The sequence below is a fragment of the Gracilimonas sp. genome (genome assembly GCF_017641085.1).
In the GTDB taxonomy this organism is placed as follows: domain Bacteria; phylum Bacteroidota; class Rhodothermia; order Balneolales; family Balneolaceae; genus Gracilimonas.
This window is the reverse complement of record NZ_JAEPPI010000002.1, coordinates 270,479-283,836: the sequence shown is the minus strand read 5'-3', so window position 1 is coordinate 283,836 and position 13,358 is coordinate 270,479. Positions and strand designations below refer to the sequence as shown.

The 13,358-nt window shown below is 43.7% G+C and carries 12 protein-coding genes and 1 tRNA gene; 7 read left to right on the top strand and 6 right to left on the bottom strand.

Annotation, left to right across the window (positions count from 1 at the left end; genetic code table 11):
* Nucleotides 1–80: 80 nt before the first annotated feature.
* Complete coding sequence (locus JJ941_RS08160; protein WP_290963675.1) at nucleotides 81–1,388, bottom strand: acetyl-CoA C-acyltransferase; 1,308 nt, start codon at nucleotides 1,386–1,388, stop codon at nucleotides 81–83.
* Nucleotides 1,389–1,508: 120 nt separating this feature from the next.
* Between JJ941_RS08160 and JJ941_RS08155 the strand changes: the two genes are divergently transcribed.
* Nucleotides 1,509–1,586: transfer RNA gene (locus JJ941_RS08155), tRNA-Val, on the top strand.
* Between the two features lie 114 nt (nucleotides 1,587–1,700).
* On the opposite strand, the gene JJ941_RS08150 is transcribed toward JJ941_RS08155, so the two are convergent.
* Nucleotides 1,701–2,948 (bottom strand): exonuclease domain-containing protein, encoded by a 1,248-nt coding sequence (locus JJ941_RS08150; protein WP_290963672.1) that lies wholly within the window; start codon nucleotides 2,946–2,948, stop codon nucleotides 1,701–1,703.
* Nucleotides 2,949–2,959: 11 nt separating this feature from the next.
* Nucleotides 2,960–3,394, bottom strand: coding sequence for a hypothetical protein (locus JJ941_RS08145; RefSeq protein WP_290963669.1), 435 nt, complete (start codon nucleotides 3,392–3,394; stop codon nucleotides 2,960–2,962).
* 390 nt (nucleotides 3,395–3,784) lie between these two features.
* On the opposite strand from JJ941_RS08145, the gene JJ941_RS08140 reads away from it, so the two are divergent.
* The 4 genes from JJ941_RS08140 to egtD all read left to right on the top strand — a co-directional run bounded on the left by JJ941_RS08140 (nucleotide 3,785) and on the right by egtD (nucleotide 7,669).
* Entirely contained in the window at nucleotides 3,785–4,777 is a 993-nt protein-coding gene (locus tag JJ941_RS08140) for a hypothetical protein (RefSeq protein WP_290963666.1), read from the top strand.
* A 268-nt stretch (nucleotides 4,778–5,045) separates the two neighbouring features.
* Nucleotides 5,046–5,297 (top strand): hypothetical protein, encoded by a 252-nt coding sequence (locus JJ941_RS08135; protein ID WP_255134354.1) that lies wholly within the window; start codon nucleotides 5,046–5,048, stop codon nucleotides 5,295–5,297.
* A gap of 70 nt (nucleotides 5,298–5,367) precedes the next feature.
* On the top strand, nucleotides 5,368–6,660 hold the full coding sequence (gene egtB / locus JJ941_RS08130; protein WP_290963661.1) for an ergothioneine biosynthesis protein EgtB: 1,293 nt from the start codon (nucleotides 5,368–5,370) through the stop codon (nucleotides 6,658–6,660).
* 73 nt (nucleotides 6,661–6,733) lie between these two features.
* The gene (egtD, locus tag JJ941_RS08125; protein WP_290963659.1) at nucleotides 6,734–7,669 is read left to right on the top strand and encodes an L-histidine N(alpha)-methyltransferase; all 936 of its coding nucleotides are present in this window, start codon (nucleotides 6,734–6,736) and stop codon (nucleotides 7,667–7,669) included.
* Here the strand turns inward: egtD and JJ941_RS08120 are convergent, their stop codons facing one another.
* On the bottom strand, nucleotides 7,670–8,413 hold the full coding sequence (locus JJ941_RS08120; protein WP_290963658.1) for a lysophospholipid acyltransferase family protein: 744 nt from the start codon (nucleotides 8,411–8,413) through the stop codon (nucleotides 7,670–7,672). It abuts the gene before it with no gap.
* Nucleotides 8,414–8,517: 104 nt separating this feature from the next.
* Here JJ941_RS08120 and JJ941_RS08115 point away from each other — a divergent pair, with 104 nt between their 5' ends.
* The gene (locus JJ941_RS08115; protein WP_290963656.1) at nucleotides 8,518–9,471 is read left to right on the top strand and encodes an alpha/beta fold hydrolase; all 954 of its coding nucleotides are present in this window, start codon (nucleotides 8,518–8,520) and stop codon (nucleotides 9,469–9,471) included.
* A 524-nt stretch (nucleotides 9,472–9,995) separates the two neighbouring features.
* Here JJ941_RS08115 and JJ941_RS08110 read toward each other — a convergent pair.
* Complete coding sequence (locus tag JJ941_RS08110) at nucleotides 9,996–10,769, bottom strand: DUF481 domain-containing protein (protein WP_290963654.1); 774 nt, start codon at nucleotides 10,767–10,769, stop codon at nucleotides 9,996–9,998.
* 171 nt (nucleotides 10,770–10,940) lie between these two features.
* Here JJ941_RS08110 and JJ941_RS08105 point away from each other — a divergent pair, with 171 nt between their 5' ends.
* Complete coding sequence (locus tag JJ941_RS08105) at nucleotides 10,941–11,894, top strand: YpdA family putative bacillithiol disulfide reductase (RefSeq protein ID WP_290963651.1); 954 nt, start codon at nucleotides 10,941–10,943, stop codon at nucleotides 11,892–11,894.
* Between the two features lie 61 nt (nucleotides 11,895–11,955).
* Here the strand turns inward: JJ941_RS08105 and JJ941_RS08100 are convergent, their stop codons facing one another.
* Nucleotides 11,956–13,200 carry a S8 family peptidase gene (locus JJ941_RS08100; protein WP_290963648.1) on the bottom strand — a complete coding sequence of 415 codons (1,245 nt, stop codon included), beginning with the start codon at nucleotides 13,198–13,200 and terminating at the stop codon, nucleotides 11,956–11,958.
* Nucleotides 13,201–13,358: the final 158 nt, after the last annotated feature.

Below are 13,358 nucleotides of genomic sequence, written 5' to 3'. Positions count from 1 at the left end.
CATCCCGCACTTGATGCGGGATCTCGTTGTTAAAGTTGTGATTTAAATAATGGAGATTCCTGCTTTCGCAGGAATGACTGCTATTTGTTAGGGTACCTCTCCAACACCACCGCATGCCCCTGCCCGCCGGCGGCACAGGCCGAGACCAGCGCAAACGTACCGTCTTCACGAATCAGGCGATTGGCGGCGGTTGTGACGAGCCGCACGCCGGTGGCTCCAAACGGATGCCCTAAAGAAAGGGAGCCTCCCAGCGTGTTTAGCTTGTCCATAGGAATTTCACCTACTTTTTGATTCCGGTTCAGAGATTCTTTGGCGAATGTGTCAGAATTCAAGGCAGTAAGTACAGAAAATACCTGTCCGGCAAAAGCCTCATGAAGTTCGATGACATCCATGTCGCCAAGTTTAAGTTTCATCGCATCCAGCACTTTGGGGATGGCATAGGCCGGACCAAGCAGCAATTCTTCACCCGGATCCTGGGAAACAAAATTATACTCACGGATATACGCTTTTGGTTTCAGGCCAAGCTCAAGAGCGGTCTGCTCCTCCATAATAAAGCTGGCGGAAGCGCCATCCGTCAAAAAAGACGAGTTACCGGCCGTCACGGTTCCGTGTGGTTTAATGAAAGCCGGTCGGAGTTTGCCGAGTTTTTCCATCGAGGTGTCGTCGCGGAACCCGTTGTCGTGTTCTACCACATTAAATTTTGGTGGGACTTTGGCCGGAATCAGCTCTTCACCCAGTAAGCCTTCTTGGGTTGCTTTGGCTGCCAGTTGGTGGGAGCGTAAAGCGTATTCATCCTGATCCTCACGGCTCACTCCAAAACGGGCAGCCATGCGATCGGCACTTTCGCCCATCACTTCTCCGGTTGAAAACTCGGCAATAGCAGGAAGTTCAGGCAGAAAATCTTTGAAGCCCAATCCTTTGAAGAACTTCAGGAAATCCAGTGGCGACTTATACTTTCGGGCCTCCAGTACTTTTTGGCGAAATTTCTTTTTGAACCGAACCGGGATGTCGGACATGGTCTCGGTTCCGCCGGCAAGAATAATCTTTGCCTGTCCCGAGCGAATCAAATCAACGCCGCTGGTGATGGCCTGGTTTGATGAAATACATGCCATGGTTGTGGTGAAAGCCGGCACCGAATTCGGGATGCCGGCCCCGAGGGCACTTTCGCGGGCCACGTTGCTTGTTTTCACTTCCTGTATAACCGTTCCCATAATCACCCGGTCGATTGCAGACGGATCTACTGCGTTTCGTGCGAGCAGCCCTTCGATGGCCATGCGACCGAGATCGTAAGCCATAAGGTCATTATAGTTGGTTCCTGAGCGTTGAAAAGGGATTCGGCAGCCATCTACAAGAACGGCAACCGATGAATGTTTTGTGTTGTTTTCCATAAAATCAGCCTCTGATTGAACCCATAAGTTAACAGTGTTAACTAATAAATCAAGATAGGGTGTATTTTTTCTTTGTCAGAGATTGAAATGTTCTTATATTTGTCGCCCTTCGAATAAGTCGGGCGATTAGCTCAGTTGGTTCAGAGCACCTCGTTTACACCGAGGGGGTCGGGGGTTCGAGTCCCTCATCGCCCACCAAAAAGCCAGTTAGGTCATATATCTAACTGGCTTTTTTATTTTTTGGTACAAACGCGCCAAATTATTAGTAAATCTTTTTGAGAGTATATATTCGATTATTTGGTGGTAATGTTATTATTCAACATTAACCCCAATCAGTCGCCAGTATTCAGGTTCAGCCAATATCTTTATTCCATATTTTTTGGCTTTCTTTGCCTTTCCTGACTGAGTGTGTGGATTAGCTACAACTAGGTAATCTAGCTTTTTTGAAACATTCTTTTTGATAATCATCCCATGTTTTTGAGCAAGACTTTGAGCTTTTGATCTATCAACTTCTACTCCATTTATTTTAGACTGTAGAGCACCAGTAAAACATATCAATTTGCCTTCCACATCATTTATTGGCTTTTGTATATCATAAAAGGTGTCTTTTTTTGCTGACTTGATGAGTTCATTTAAATCGTCTGAATTAAGCCCGAGTAATTTTGTTAAATCATCTAAGTCATTTTTTTCAAATTCAGATATGCTATCGTCAAGGAGATACTCTTCAATTACTTCATTTAAATAACGTTTATGTAAGTGAATTATATTCTCTTTTGTTAAACCAAATTCTTGTGCTAATTCCTCAAGCTTAGTAAGCTCTGTATCACTGATTACTCTATCAGATAAAACTTCATTTAATGTGTCAAGATAATTCAGAGAATTTTCATTATCAGAAATGGTATCTGTAGGTAGCCTTTCTATAAATACCTGTAGTTTACTTTTCTCTTTTTTATTTGAACAAATAGCATCCTTCCGTTTGTATTCAACCCTTTTAAGTGAGATGCTGTTTTTAAGATTTAAAGAAAGAGGATTAGCCATTTGATCTTGAAACTGGTGGCTTCCAAAAAGATTTGAATATTCTTTTTTTAGAAATAAAAAGAGCTTATAAGTTGCGAGAGCATCTGATAGAGCTTCGTGAGTGTTTTTAATTTTAATGTCATAGTAAGTGCATAAATTTTCTAGGCTTCTCGAAGGTGGAGAGGGATCAACTATTCTTGACAACTTAATAGTGCAAATACCATTAAGCTTAATTTCTTCGTCTATAAGCTCATTTTGTAAAAACCTAAAATCAAAAGGGGCGTTATGTGCTACAAGAGTTGTTCCATTAATGAATGACTTTATATAATCTTTTACTTCATCTAGCTTAGGGGCCTTTGTAACTAAACTAGGCTTGACTCCATGGATATTGTAATTTGATATATCCCTATCAGGGTTTATTAAGGTCGAATACTTATCAATCATTTGACCATCCTCCTGGATTTTTATAACACCAAGCTCAAGAATTCTGTCACCTTTGGCAGGTGAAAACCCAGTTGTCTCTATATCAATAATCGAATACATAATTTTTAATTCTAGCTAATATGGAGCTTATTATAATGTTTCATCTTTACAGGATCATTTTTTACAAATCTATAAACTAGTGAAAAGAGGGTATTCTCTGTAATTATCCTTGTTTCAGGTATCGTATTTTTTGGCTTAGATTTTTTATCAGATTTATTATGTATCAGTGAAATTATATTCTCTGTGATACTATCAACATTCCCATCTAATAAATTCGAATAAACACTCTTAGGAATTACACAATAATCTATATCCTTACTGAGCTCTTTGTTTGTTCCAGATGTAGCTCCTATGTAACCAATTAAAGTAGTTCGATTTATCTTAGGACCAGTACAATTATCGCTAAAGAATATCTTTTTTCCGTAGAACGGGTTCGATAGCTTTGAATTATTAACCTCATCAGTGCTATCCTTTATAATATTGATTAGCCTCTTTTTTGCTTCCATTTGAAGTGATTTTGTTTTCCATTTTATAAGCTGATTTTAGCCATCAAGATTTAACTTATCAAATTATATATCAGTGAGTTATAGGACAAATAACAAGCCCAGTGATTAGTCCTATTGATTAGCTTATGTTCGCTTACTCACATGAGGGAAACATTTTTGTTTTAGCCATTCTTTTCATCCTCAAATATCACGAAATGGCATAGAGCTCCATACATCTATGTCTTCCTCCTACCAGGATTTGTGATTGTTTGTAGCTTTAAGCAAACATTAGAATTTAGGGCCACCATTGACTATAAGAGGTAAGCGATTAAATTGGGTCTTACTGTAGTCTTCATGATTTGAAAATCAAATTAATGATGGGTTTAAAAAAATAACCTAACGGGGATCAAAATGAAAAGATCGATCAATTTACTTGCAATGACCCTAATTATGTCTATGGCATTTGTAGGATGTGAAAATCAGGTCACTGAACCAAAAAACTCGCTGGATGAACCGCCCATAACTTATAAGGGAAAAGCCCTTAACAACTCGGGGCAAACATTGAGTGATGAAGTCAGCCTTGCTGATATCATGGATTCAATGAATGAGTATATGGCCATTAAGGAACAGAACTATCGTGTACTTATGGCTGAGTATATAACAGCAGAAGGTAGCGGAGAAGTTGGAAATACTGTTATCGCCAAAGATGTTGGTAACAAACAGCTTGGTGCAGATTTTGTACCTAATGACGCAAGAAGAACCTGGAGCAATAACGGCCCGATTCCGTTAGCGAATGATGATATCACATACGCAATTGACCAAACCGGAGATGCGGTACCATTCTTTGGCGGGTTAACTGCTGCGGCTGCCACTAATTCCATTCAAAGTGCAATGGGAACATGGGATTCGCAGTCATGCTCTGATCTTTCACTTTCACAAAATGCTGATTTTGGCCTTGATATAGGTTACATCGCCTTTCTGAATGGATTAGGTGGCAGTCCATTTGTGTTTGCAGATGTACAGCATGCCGGCTTCAGAGACATTAATTTTGGGGGAGGTATTTTAGGAGTTGCATTTACTTTAGTATTTGTTGGACCTGACGGCCCTACTGATATAGATAACAATGGAAAAAGTGATGTGGCCTTCAGAGAGATCTATTACGATCCAAATTATGCATGGACTAATGATGGTTCTGGTGTTGACCTTGAAACAGTTGCTCTTCATGAAGCAGGTCATGGATTAAGTCAGGCCCATTTTGGTAAATTGTTTATCACAAAAAACGGCAAGTTTAAAGCTGCTCCATTAGCCGTAATGAACGCAGGTTATACCGGACCTCAAAGAGAACTGAAAGGAACAGATAAAGGAGGACACTGCAGTAACTGGGCTGAGTGGCCAAATAACTAATCTTCATAAAATTATGATATAAAAAGGAGGCCCAAAGTAGCCTCCTTTTTTTGGATGTAAGAATCATTTAAACATCCTGACAAAATCGCTTGGGTCGAATTAAAAAAGATAAGATTCTGAATTGTTTTTTAAGTAGAAAGTGAAGTGAACTAAAAAATAATTTCAAAAAACAGATGAAATTTACAGAGATGTGAAAAGTGGAATTCTATCTATCCGAATAAATCATTATAATTATTTGTATAGATATTTTTAAAAAAGCGGATCACTCATGGATATTAAATTTGTAAAACGATCGAATGTAAAGTCGTCTAAGAAAAGAACCTCGAAATTCAAGCCACTGCTGGACGCCATTGAAAAGCTGAAGCCCGGCGGACAGGCGGTAGAAGTCAGTTATACGAACGAGAAGAACATCAACTCCATGAGGACGGCCGTTTATCAATTTGGAAAGAAGAATGATTTTAAGGTGAAAAGCCGAAGGGACGCAGACAATAAGAAGATTTATTTTTATCGCGATAAGTAATAAAACTAAAATTTTGGCTTTCGTTTTCATTCGCTAAATTCTGTAAAGCCGAACAGAACACGTATTAGCGATGACTACAACTACCCAGGAATCTATATCAGAGAGCACTGATTCCCGCCTTTCCAAAGCCCACCTTCTACAGCATTTTAAAACCGTCCGGTCTTTTAGCCTGTACCTATGCGAGCCTCTGGAAGTAGAGGATTTTGTGATCCAGGCTTCGGAGTTTGCCAGCCCCACCAAATGGCACCTGGCCCACACCAGCTGGTTTTTCGAAACCTTTGTACTCGAAAAGTTTGATGAGGATTTTGAAAGCCTTCACCCCCAATACGCCTACTTCTTTAACTCCTATTACCTGCAAACCGGGGTTCCGTTTACGCGGGCCAAACGTGGAGTATTGTCACGCCCAACCGTTAAGGAAGTGTTCGAATACCGGCAGTATGTGAATGAACAGCTGGAAGAGTTTATTGAGTCGGCTTCAGAAAAAACCTGGAAGGAAGCGGCGAAAGTTATTGAAATTGGTATTCATCACGAGCAGCAGCATCAGGAACTTATACTGACGGATCTGAAGTATATGCTTGGGCAGAATCCGCTGTTGCCGAAATACCGGGAAGGAGATCATAAGCCGCTGCCGGAAGCCGAACCCATCATCTGGGTTCCGTTCGAAGAGCAGGTTACTGAGGTGGGTAACGCCGGCGGAGAATTTACCTATGATAACGAACACCCGAGGCATCGAACACTGGTACAGGATTTTGAACTGGCCGACCGGCTCATCACCAACGGCGAGTACCTGGAGTTTATGAACGACGGTGGTTATTCACGGTCTGAGTTATGGCTGGATGAGGGATGGTCGGCCGTAAAAAATAATGAGTGGAAGGCTCCGCTGTATTGGTTTCAGCGGGAGGGCAATTGGATGCAATTTACCTTGACCGGGGCCCGGGAGGTTGACCCGAATGAACCGGTTACCCATGTCAGCTATTACGAAGCAGATGCCTTTGCCCGCTGGAAGGGAGTCCGCTTACCCACCGAACAGGAATGGGAACATGCTTGCGGAGATTTGCCGGTAAAAGGCAACTTTGTGGAAGACGGAAACTTTCATCCCACAGCTCCGGAAAACTCTCCTGAAAAGCTGAAGCAGATGTATGGAGATGTATGGGAATGGACGATGAGTGCGTATGCTCCCTATCCCAACTACAAACCACTGCCGGGTGCACTTGGGGAATACAACGGGAAATTCATGGCCAATCAATATGTGTTAAGAGGCGGATCGTGTGCCACTTCTCAAACCCATATCCGTAAGACTTACCGAAATTTTTTCCATGCGGATGCCCGCTGGCAGTTTAGCGGAATCCGGCTTGCAAAATAAATTGCTCCGTAATAAATGATTGGATTGAGACATCTGTTAGAGGAATGTATCAGAGAAACAGCTACAGAAATAAATGACCAAAGTTAAAGAGCGGAAATCTATGCGGGATGAAGTGCTGTATGGATTGACCGGGCCTCAGAAATCACTGCCCAGTAAATATTTTTATGATGAAAGAGGCTCAAAACTATTTGATGAGATTACGGAGCTGGAGGAATATTATCCAACGCGGACAGAACGGGATATCCTGAAGCAGAACGTAGAGGAAATCGGGTGCTTTTTGGGCGATGAAGTTATTTTGATTGAGCCGGGCAGCGGAAGCAGTGATAAAACCCGGATCTTGCTGAAAGGCCTGAACAATATAGCCGGCTACATTCCCATCGATATTTCCGGCGACTATCTGTTTAGCGTAGCATCCGAGTTGCAAAAAGCATTTCCGGAAATCACCATCGAGCCGCTGCAGGCAGATTACACCCATTCCATAGACTTTCCCGATTCATTACCTGAGGGGAGAAAGGTGGTTTTTTTCCCGGGATCGACCATTGGGAATTTTAAGAGAGACACCGTAGATCGATTTCTCAGTGTGGTTGCTGATATTGTTGGCCGGGAAGGAGCTTTTCTGATTGGAGTTGATCTTAAAAAAGAGATTGATGTTCTGCTTGCCGCTTATAACGATTCGAAAGGGGTAACGGCTGCATTCAACAAGAATATTCTCCGGCATATAAACCGGGAATTAGGCACCGATTTTGATCCGGACCTGTTCGATCACAAAGCGATTTGGAATGAAGAAGAAAGCCGCATCGAAATGCATTTGGTTTGCAAGGAAGATCATGAGGTGGAAGTCAACGGAACGTGCATTTCTTTCAGGGAAGGTGAATGCATTCACACCGAAAACTCTCATAAATACACCCTGGAGGAGTTTGGCGAAATTGTATCTCCCTGGTTTGAAGTGAAGAAAGTATGGACCGATGAAAAAGATTGGTTCAGCCTTCAGTACCTGGAGCCGAAATAGCTACTCTTCCACTCCGGCCCATTCGAAGTACATATTTCTGACCTCGTCAATATGCTCATGAAGTGTTTCCCGCTTCCAGTCAGAAGTATCCACCGGTTTGTGAATGTGTGCATTAATAGTTCCGCTTTTGGACAGCAAAGAACCGCCAAGACTCAGCTCCTGATTCCCGTCAAAGTAGATGGGGACAATGGGAAAGCCCAGGTTAATAGCCATGTGAAAAGCTCCCTTTTTAAACGGACCTATGACACCGGGATGTTTTCGTGAACCTTCGGGGGCAACCATAATGGAAAGTTTATCCCTTTTAAGCCGATCGTAGGCACTTTGGATGCGCTTGATGGCTTTTTCGCTTTTTTGGCGCTGAATGAATACCTGTCCGGTCAGTCTTCCTACAATAAAAAACAGCGGATTGTACTGTAGCTCCCATTTCGCTACAAAACGGATGTGGGGAAGTCCGAGGGCAATCATAGTCACCAGATCGAGTGTGGAGCTGTGGTTGATGGTGTAAATCACCGGTGGTTCAACCGGTTCCCCATGCTGGACGACATTGAAACTGATGCCGAGTGTCCATAAAACCGGGTAAGCGATAAAAGGGCCAAATTTTTCTACCACAAAATTCGTTGCCTTCCCCAAAGAGAACAGCAGCAAAAGGGCAATCAGCGGCGTGGAAATGGCAAACATGATAAAGAATACCACAATGGCCAAAACGCTTCGTATGTATTCTATTGGTGTGAGGGATGTTGCCATAGGAATAAATTTGAGTCCGAATATAGGGTAAGCTGGGGTTGACTGAAAATCGGAAATGGAATCCGTCCTCATTTCTGTATAGTTTTGCCGGGAAATCATTCATCATGCCTGAACAAAAAAAGAAGAGCATCTCCCTTGAGCCGTTTAAGCCTGCCTGGTGGGCGTGGAATGTGCATGTGCATACCATTGTGGCTTCACAGTTTTCGAAAGTTAAAAAGCCACCGCATCAGCGAATGGAGATCGACACTCCCGATGGGGATTTTCTGGAAGTGGATACCTGCATTCAGGATACAGACAAACCGGTAGTGGCGCTGTTTCATGGCCTGGAAGGATCTACCGACCGCTACTACATCGCCAACCTGATGTCAGAGTTAAAAGAGGCGGGGTTTTCATCTGCAGCATTAAATTTTCGGGGATGCGGGGAGCGAATGAATAACCGCCCGAGATTCTATCATTCCGGGGAAACCGAAGATTACCGAACGTTTTTTAAGTGGATTTCGGACACCTTTCCCAATAAAGATATTTATGCGGTGGGTTTCTCGCTGGGTGGAAATGCGCTGGTCAAATACCTGGGTGAAGAGGGAAATCAAAGCCGGGTTGAGCGGGCAGCTGCCGTCTCTCCTCCCTACGATTTGAAGGAAGGGTCGCTGAGGCTGAACCAGGGATTTAACCGCCTTTACGAAATTAATTTTTTGAACACGCTGGTGCAGAAGCTGGAAAAGAAGCGGCAAAAAATGGAGATGCCGGAATTCAACGGTTCCTCGGTTTATGAATTTGATGATCAGGTGACCGCCAAGCTGCACGGGTTTAAGGATGCCGACGACTATTACCATCAATGTTCGAGCAAGCATTTTTATGGTGATGTGAAAACCGACCTGCTGGTTATTCACAGCAAAGAAGATACGCTTTGTCCGTTCGAGTTTGCTCCTTTTGGCGTGATGGAGGCTAATTCCTATATCCGAACCTGCTTTACGGATGAAGGCGGTCATGTCGGTTTTTTAAGCTCTCCCAAAGACTGGCTGTTCCGGGTGATATTGCAATGGCTGGGTCATTCTTGAAGAACAATCTTCTTTTTGAATATTAACAAATTAAGTCAAAACCAAGCTCAACCGGAGTAACCTTTCAGCGTCCGCTAGGTCCTGGAAGCGTTGTGGGAATGTGCCCCTAATTATAGCGAACGCTCCAAGGTCCTTCGGACGCTTGGAGGTTCTTCTCGTTGTTTTAGTCCGCTCAGCTCTTTCACAAGTTCTCCGATCCTTTACGAATCAAAAATAAATAGCCCCATCCTTCAGGGCGGGGAATTGAAATCAAAAAGAGAAAACCCAAGTATCTATAGGTTAGGAGCCCAGTTGTTTCCGCAGGGTTGGGCTCACCATCTTTTTATAGAACGGTTTGCCAAAGCTTCGGAGGCAGCTTTAGCTTTTATCAATAATGGGGCGAAGCTTGGTTCTTTCTCTTATTCTACCCCGCCCTGAAGGGCGGAGCTATTTTGCGTCATCCTTTAAGAATTTTTGATTCCTTCATTTTATGCTCCTGTGTAATCACTTTCCATTGGGGAAAAAGACCAAAAACCAGAAAGCCGTCAAAGTTTGATGATCAGCCCGTTGCTGAGTTCATACGTCCAGTTGGGGATATCGATGACCGGGTCGGCATCATAAGCGGCCGAGAACTGCACACTCATTGAAATGCGCCGGGTGATTTTAACCTGAAGCTGCGTTTCCAGAATAGACCGGGCCTGAAAAAACTGATTGGGGCGGGCCTGGTAATAACCGATCAGCAGGAAGGTGGTTTGGGAGTTGAGATTTCCCCGAAGGGATAGATTACTGGTGCTTTTGATGAACCTGTTGTCGATAGCCGGCGCACGGTCCTCCTGCCATTGTTCGTACTCAGCCATCAGTCCGGTTGAAAAGCTCCCTGTCCAGTTTTCCCCATCAAACAGCGTGTATCGAAATCCGGCTCCGCCCAAAAAACGATTCTGAAGTCCCAGGTTATTGTTGTACTGATATTGGAAAAACACTTCAGGTGAAAAACGGTTCTCCCGATTAAAAGTAGAGCGTAGGTGACTGTATCCGCTGCTTATGACGGAAGCGCCATCCAGGTTAACCAGCTTCAGATTGTTCAGGAACAGGTATGCGTGATGGTCAGAAAAATAGGAGAGGTTAGCTTTGTTGGTAAACTGAAGCACACGGTCGTTATACTGGCTCAGGGATAAGTTAAAATTAAGCTGCCCGTACCAACCGGCAGAATCGGCATCAGACCGAACGCTTTCTACATTTAGTAATTGAGCCTGAAGAGCCGAAGGTGAAATCATGATCAGAAAAAGAGACAGAATGGAGAATTGGAAAAATCGAAGCATTAATCAGGTTGAATTTTAGAGAGTTCAGTGATTCAAAGATACTTCATCCGGGAAAGTTCCTGCAATTATAATTTGAAAAACGGCAGCCTACCTAAGAGTTAAACGATTCGTATCTTTGGGCTGTTTGGAACATTCACTTACGTACTCAAACTTATAACTACAAAAACGGATATGGTTATCATAATAGGTGCGGGTCCGATTGGGCTTGCAACCGGAATTGCACTTCAGGAAAAAAACATACCTTTTAAAATAATTGAACGCGGTTGCCTGGTGAACTCACTGTACCACTACCCGACCAACATGACGTTCTTTTCCACATCAGATAAGTTGGAAATCGGGAACGTGCCTTTTATTTCTCACGGACCAAAACCTACACGAGCCGAAGCTCTCGAGTATTACCGCCGGGTAGCCGAGCACTATGAACTGCCCGTCAACCTATACGAAACCGTAACATCGATGGAAGGGGAAGACGGCAACTTCACCGTAAAAACAGATAAAGACGAATATAAAGCAGAAAAAGTGATTGTGGCTTCCGGCTTTTACGGTCAGCCCAACATGATGGGTGTGCCGGGCGAAGATCTCCCTAAAGTGAAGCATTATTATGATGAACCTCACCCCTATGCCTGGCAAAAAGTGCTGGTGATTGGCGGTGGTAATTCCGGTGCCGACGTAGCCCTGGAATGCTGGAGAAGCGGTGCCGATGTAACCATGCTGTTGAAGTACGACCAAATCAAACCTTCAGTAAAATATTGGGTAAAACCGGACATCGAAAACCGGATTAAGAATGAGGAGATCCCTTGTTTCTTTAACTCAGAGGTGAAGGAAATCCGGGAGAAAGAAGTCGTCATCACCACACCGGACGGTGAGGTCACCATCGAAAATGATTTTGTTCTTGCGATGACCGGCTATCATCCCAACTATAAGCTAATGGAAAGTTTGGGAATTGAGCTTACCAATGATGAAAAATGCATGCCTGTTCATGATGAGGACAGCCTGGAAACCAGCCGAAAAGGTGTTTACGTGGCCGGCGTTGTTTGCGGAGGAATGGATACCAGCCGCTTATTCATTGAAAACTCGCGCGTGCATGCCGAGCAGATTGCGAATCATATTGAAAAGAGTTTATAGAAAAAGCCCCGCACATAGTTTATGCGCGGGGCTTTCGTATGTTTAGGAGCTACTATTGCTCTTAATGAGTTGCGATTGGGTCGGGTGTTCCGTCAGGATCGCCGTTGGCTGTTCCATCAGCAACAGGGTTCCCTCCGGTTACGAGTAACACACCGGCCACATGAGGGGTTGCCATAGAAGTACCGCTTATGGTATTCACACCGCCGTCTCTCCAAAGGGATTCAACATCCACACCGGGTGCAGCATATTCAATTGGTGGGTTTCCGTAGTTAGAGAAAGAAGCAAAATTATCGTTGCTGTCGATGGCAGAAACGGTCCATACATTGTTGTACTCAACCCGGGCCGGAGAAGAATTATTGGCATCGGCGCCGTCGTTACCGGCAGCAAGGGCAAACATGATTCCGTTATCCGCTGCGTTTCTTACCGCATCATCCACAGCCTGAGAAGTTCCTCCTCCCAAACTCATGTTGGCTACATCACCGGAGGATCCGTTAGCGGCCACATAATCAATTCCGTCAATTACACCGGAATAAGATCCGCTTCCGTTGCTATCTAATACTTTTACGCCAACAACGCTTGCACCGGCAGCTACACCTACCACATCAATGTCGTTATCTAAAGCCGCAATGGTTCCGGCTACGTGGGTTCCGTGTCCGTTACCGTCATCAGCAGAGCTTTCCGTGGATACAAAAGAAGTACTCATCTGCGTGTTAACATTCAGGTCGTTATGGTCCAGATCCACGCCGGAATCAAGCACCCAGGCTGTTAAACCAGATCCGTCAACAGAACCACCTACACGGTTGATGCCGTAAGGGGTAACCTGAGGATCTCCGCCGCCATAATCACAACCGATTCCGAAATAAATGCACCAGAATGACTGCGTAGCTTTAGGAGGAGACAAGATTACAATTCTATCCTGCTCGATGTAATCAACGCGTTCATCATTTCTCAGCGCATTAAGTTGGTTATCGTCCAGCTCGGCAGTAAAACCACTAACAGAATATTTATAGGTACTTCTGATCTTTTCCTGCGGGATGTTATTCTCAGTGGCAACGGCGTCAATTTTTCGCTGAATCAACTGCGCCCGCTGAGCCTTGGCCATCCTTCTTTCATTGCCTTCTTCTTTAAAAACCACAATGTATTGACCATCGATAGGCTGGTTCTGTTTAGCCAGAATTTGTTCGGCTTTCTCTTCCTTGGTGAGTTCGTCTTGTTTATTTACACTTGTTGTTTGGTCACATCCTGTGACGACTAAAGCCCCGATAATTAATAAAGAGCTTAGCTTTTTTAACATAGTACTTGACATAGATTACCTCTGTTAATTGGTGTTCTTTTTATAACACAGCAATTAAGAGTTAGCTAACTATCTATGACCGGTCATTTTTTAACTGCTTGCATACACAAGAGTAAAAAAATGATAAATGTTACAAATTAATGTTGATTTAACTGTTTTTAGGGGTAAAA

Bases quoted from the DNA above. Each gene is read 5' to 3' on its own strand.
- JJ941_RS08160 (WP_290963675.1), bottom strand. From the start codon at position 1,388: ATGGAAAACAACACAAAACATTCATCGGTTGCCGTTCTTGTAGATGGC.
- JJ941_RS08150 (WP_290963672.1), bottom strand. From the start codon at position 2,948: ATGTATTCGATTATTGATATAGAGACAACTGGGTTTTCACCTGCCAAA.
- JJ941_RS08145 (WP_290963669.1), bottom strand. From the start codon at position 3,394: ATGGAAGCAAAAAAGAGGCTAATCAATATTATAAAGGATAGCACTGAT.
- JJ941_RS08140 (WP_290963666.1), top strand. From the start codon at position 3,785: ATGAAAAGATCGATCAATTTACTTGCAATGACCCTAATTATGTCTATG.
- JJ941_RS08135 (WP_255134354.1), top strand. From the start codon at position 5,046: ATGGATATTAAATTTGTAAAACGATCGAATGTAAAGTCGTCTAAGAAA.
- egtB (WP_290963661.1), top strand. From the start codon at position 5,368: ATGACTACAACTACCCAGGAATCTATATCAGAGAGCACTGATTCCCGC.
- egtD (WP_290963659.1), top strand. From the start codon at position 6,734: ATGACCAAAGTTAAAGAGCGGAAATCTATGCGGGATGAAGTGCTGTAT.
- JJ941_RS08120 (WP_290963658.1), bottom strand. From the start codon at position 8,413: ATGGCAACATCCCTCACACCAATAGAATACATACGAAGCGTTTTGGCC.
- JJ941_RS08115 (WP_290963656.1), top strand. From the start codon at position 8,518: ATGCCTGAACAAAAAAAGAAGAGCATCTCCCTTGAGCCGTTTAAGCCT.
- JJ941_RS08110 (WP_290963654.1), bottom strand. From the start codon at position 10,769: ATGCTTCGATTTTTCCAATTCTCCATTCTGTCTCTTTTTCTGATCATG.
- JJ941_RS08105 (WP_290963651.1), top strand. From the start codon at position 10,941: ATGGTTATCATAATAGGTGCGGGTCCGATTGGGCTTGCAACCGGAATT.
- JJ941_RS08100 (WP_290963648.1), bottom strand. From the start codon at position 13,200: ATGTCAAGTACTATGTTAAAAAAGCTAAGCTCTTTATTAATTATCGGG.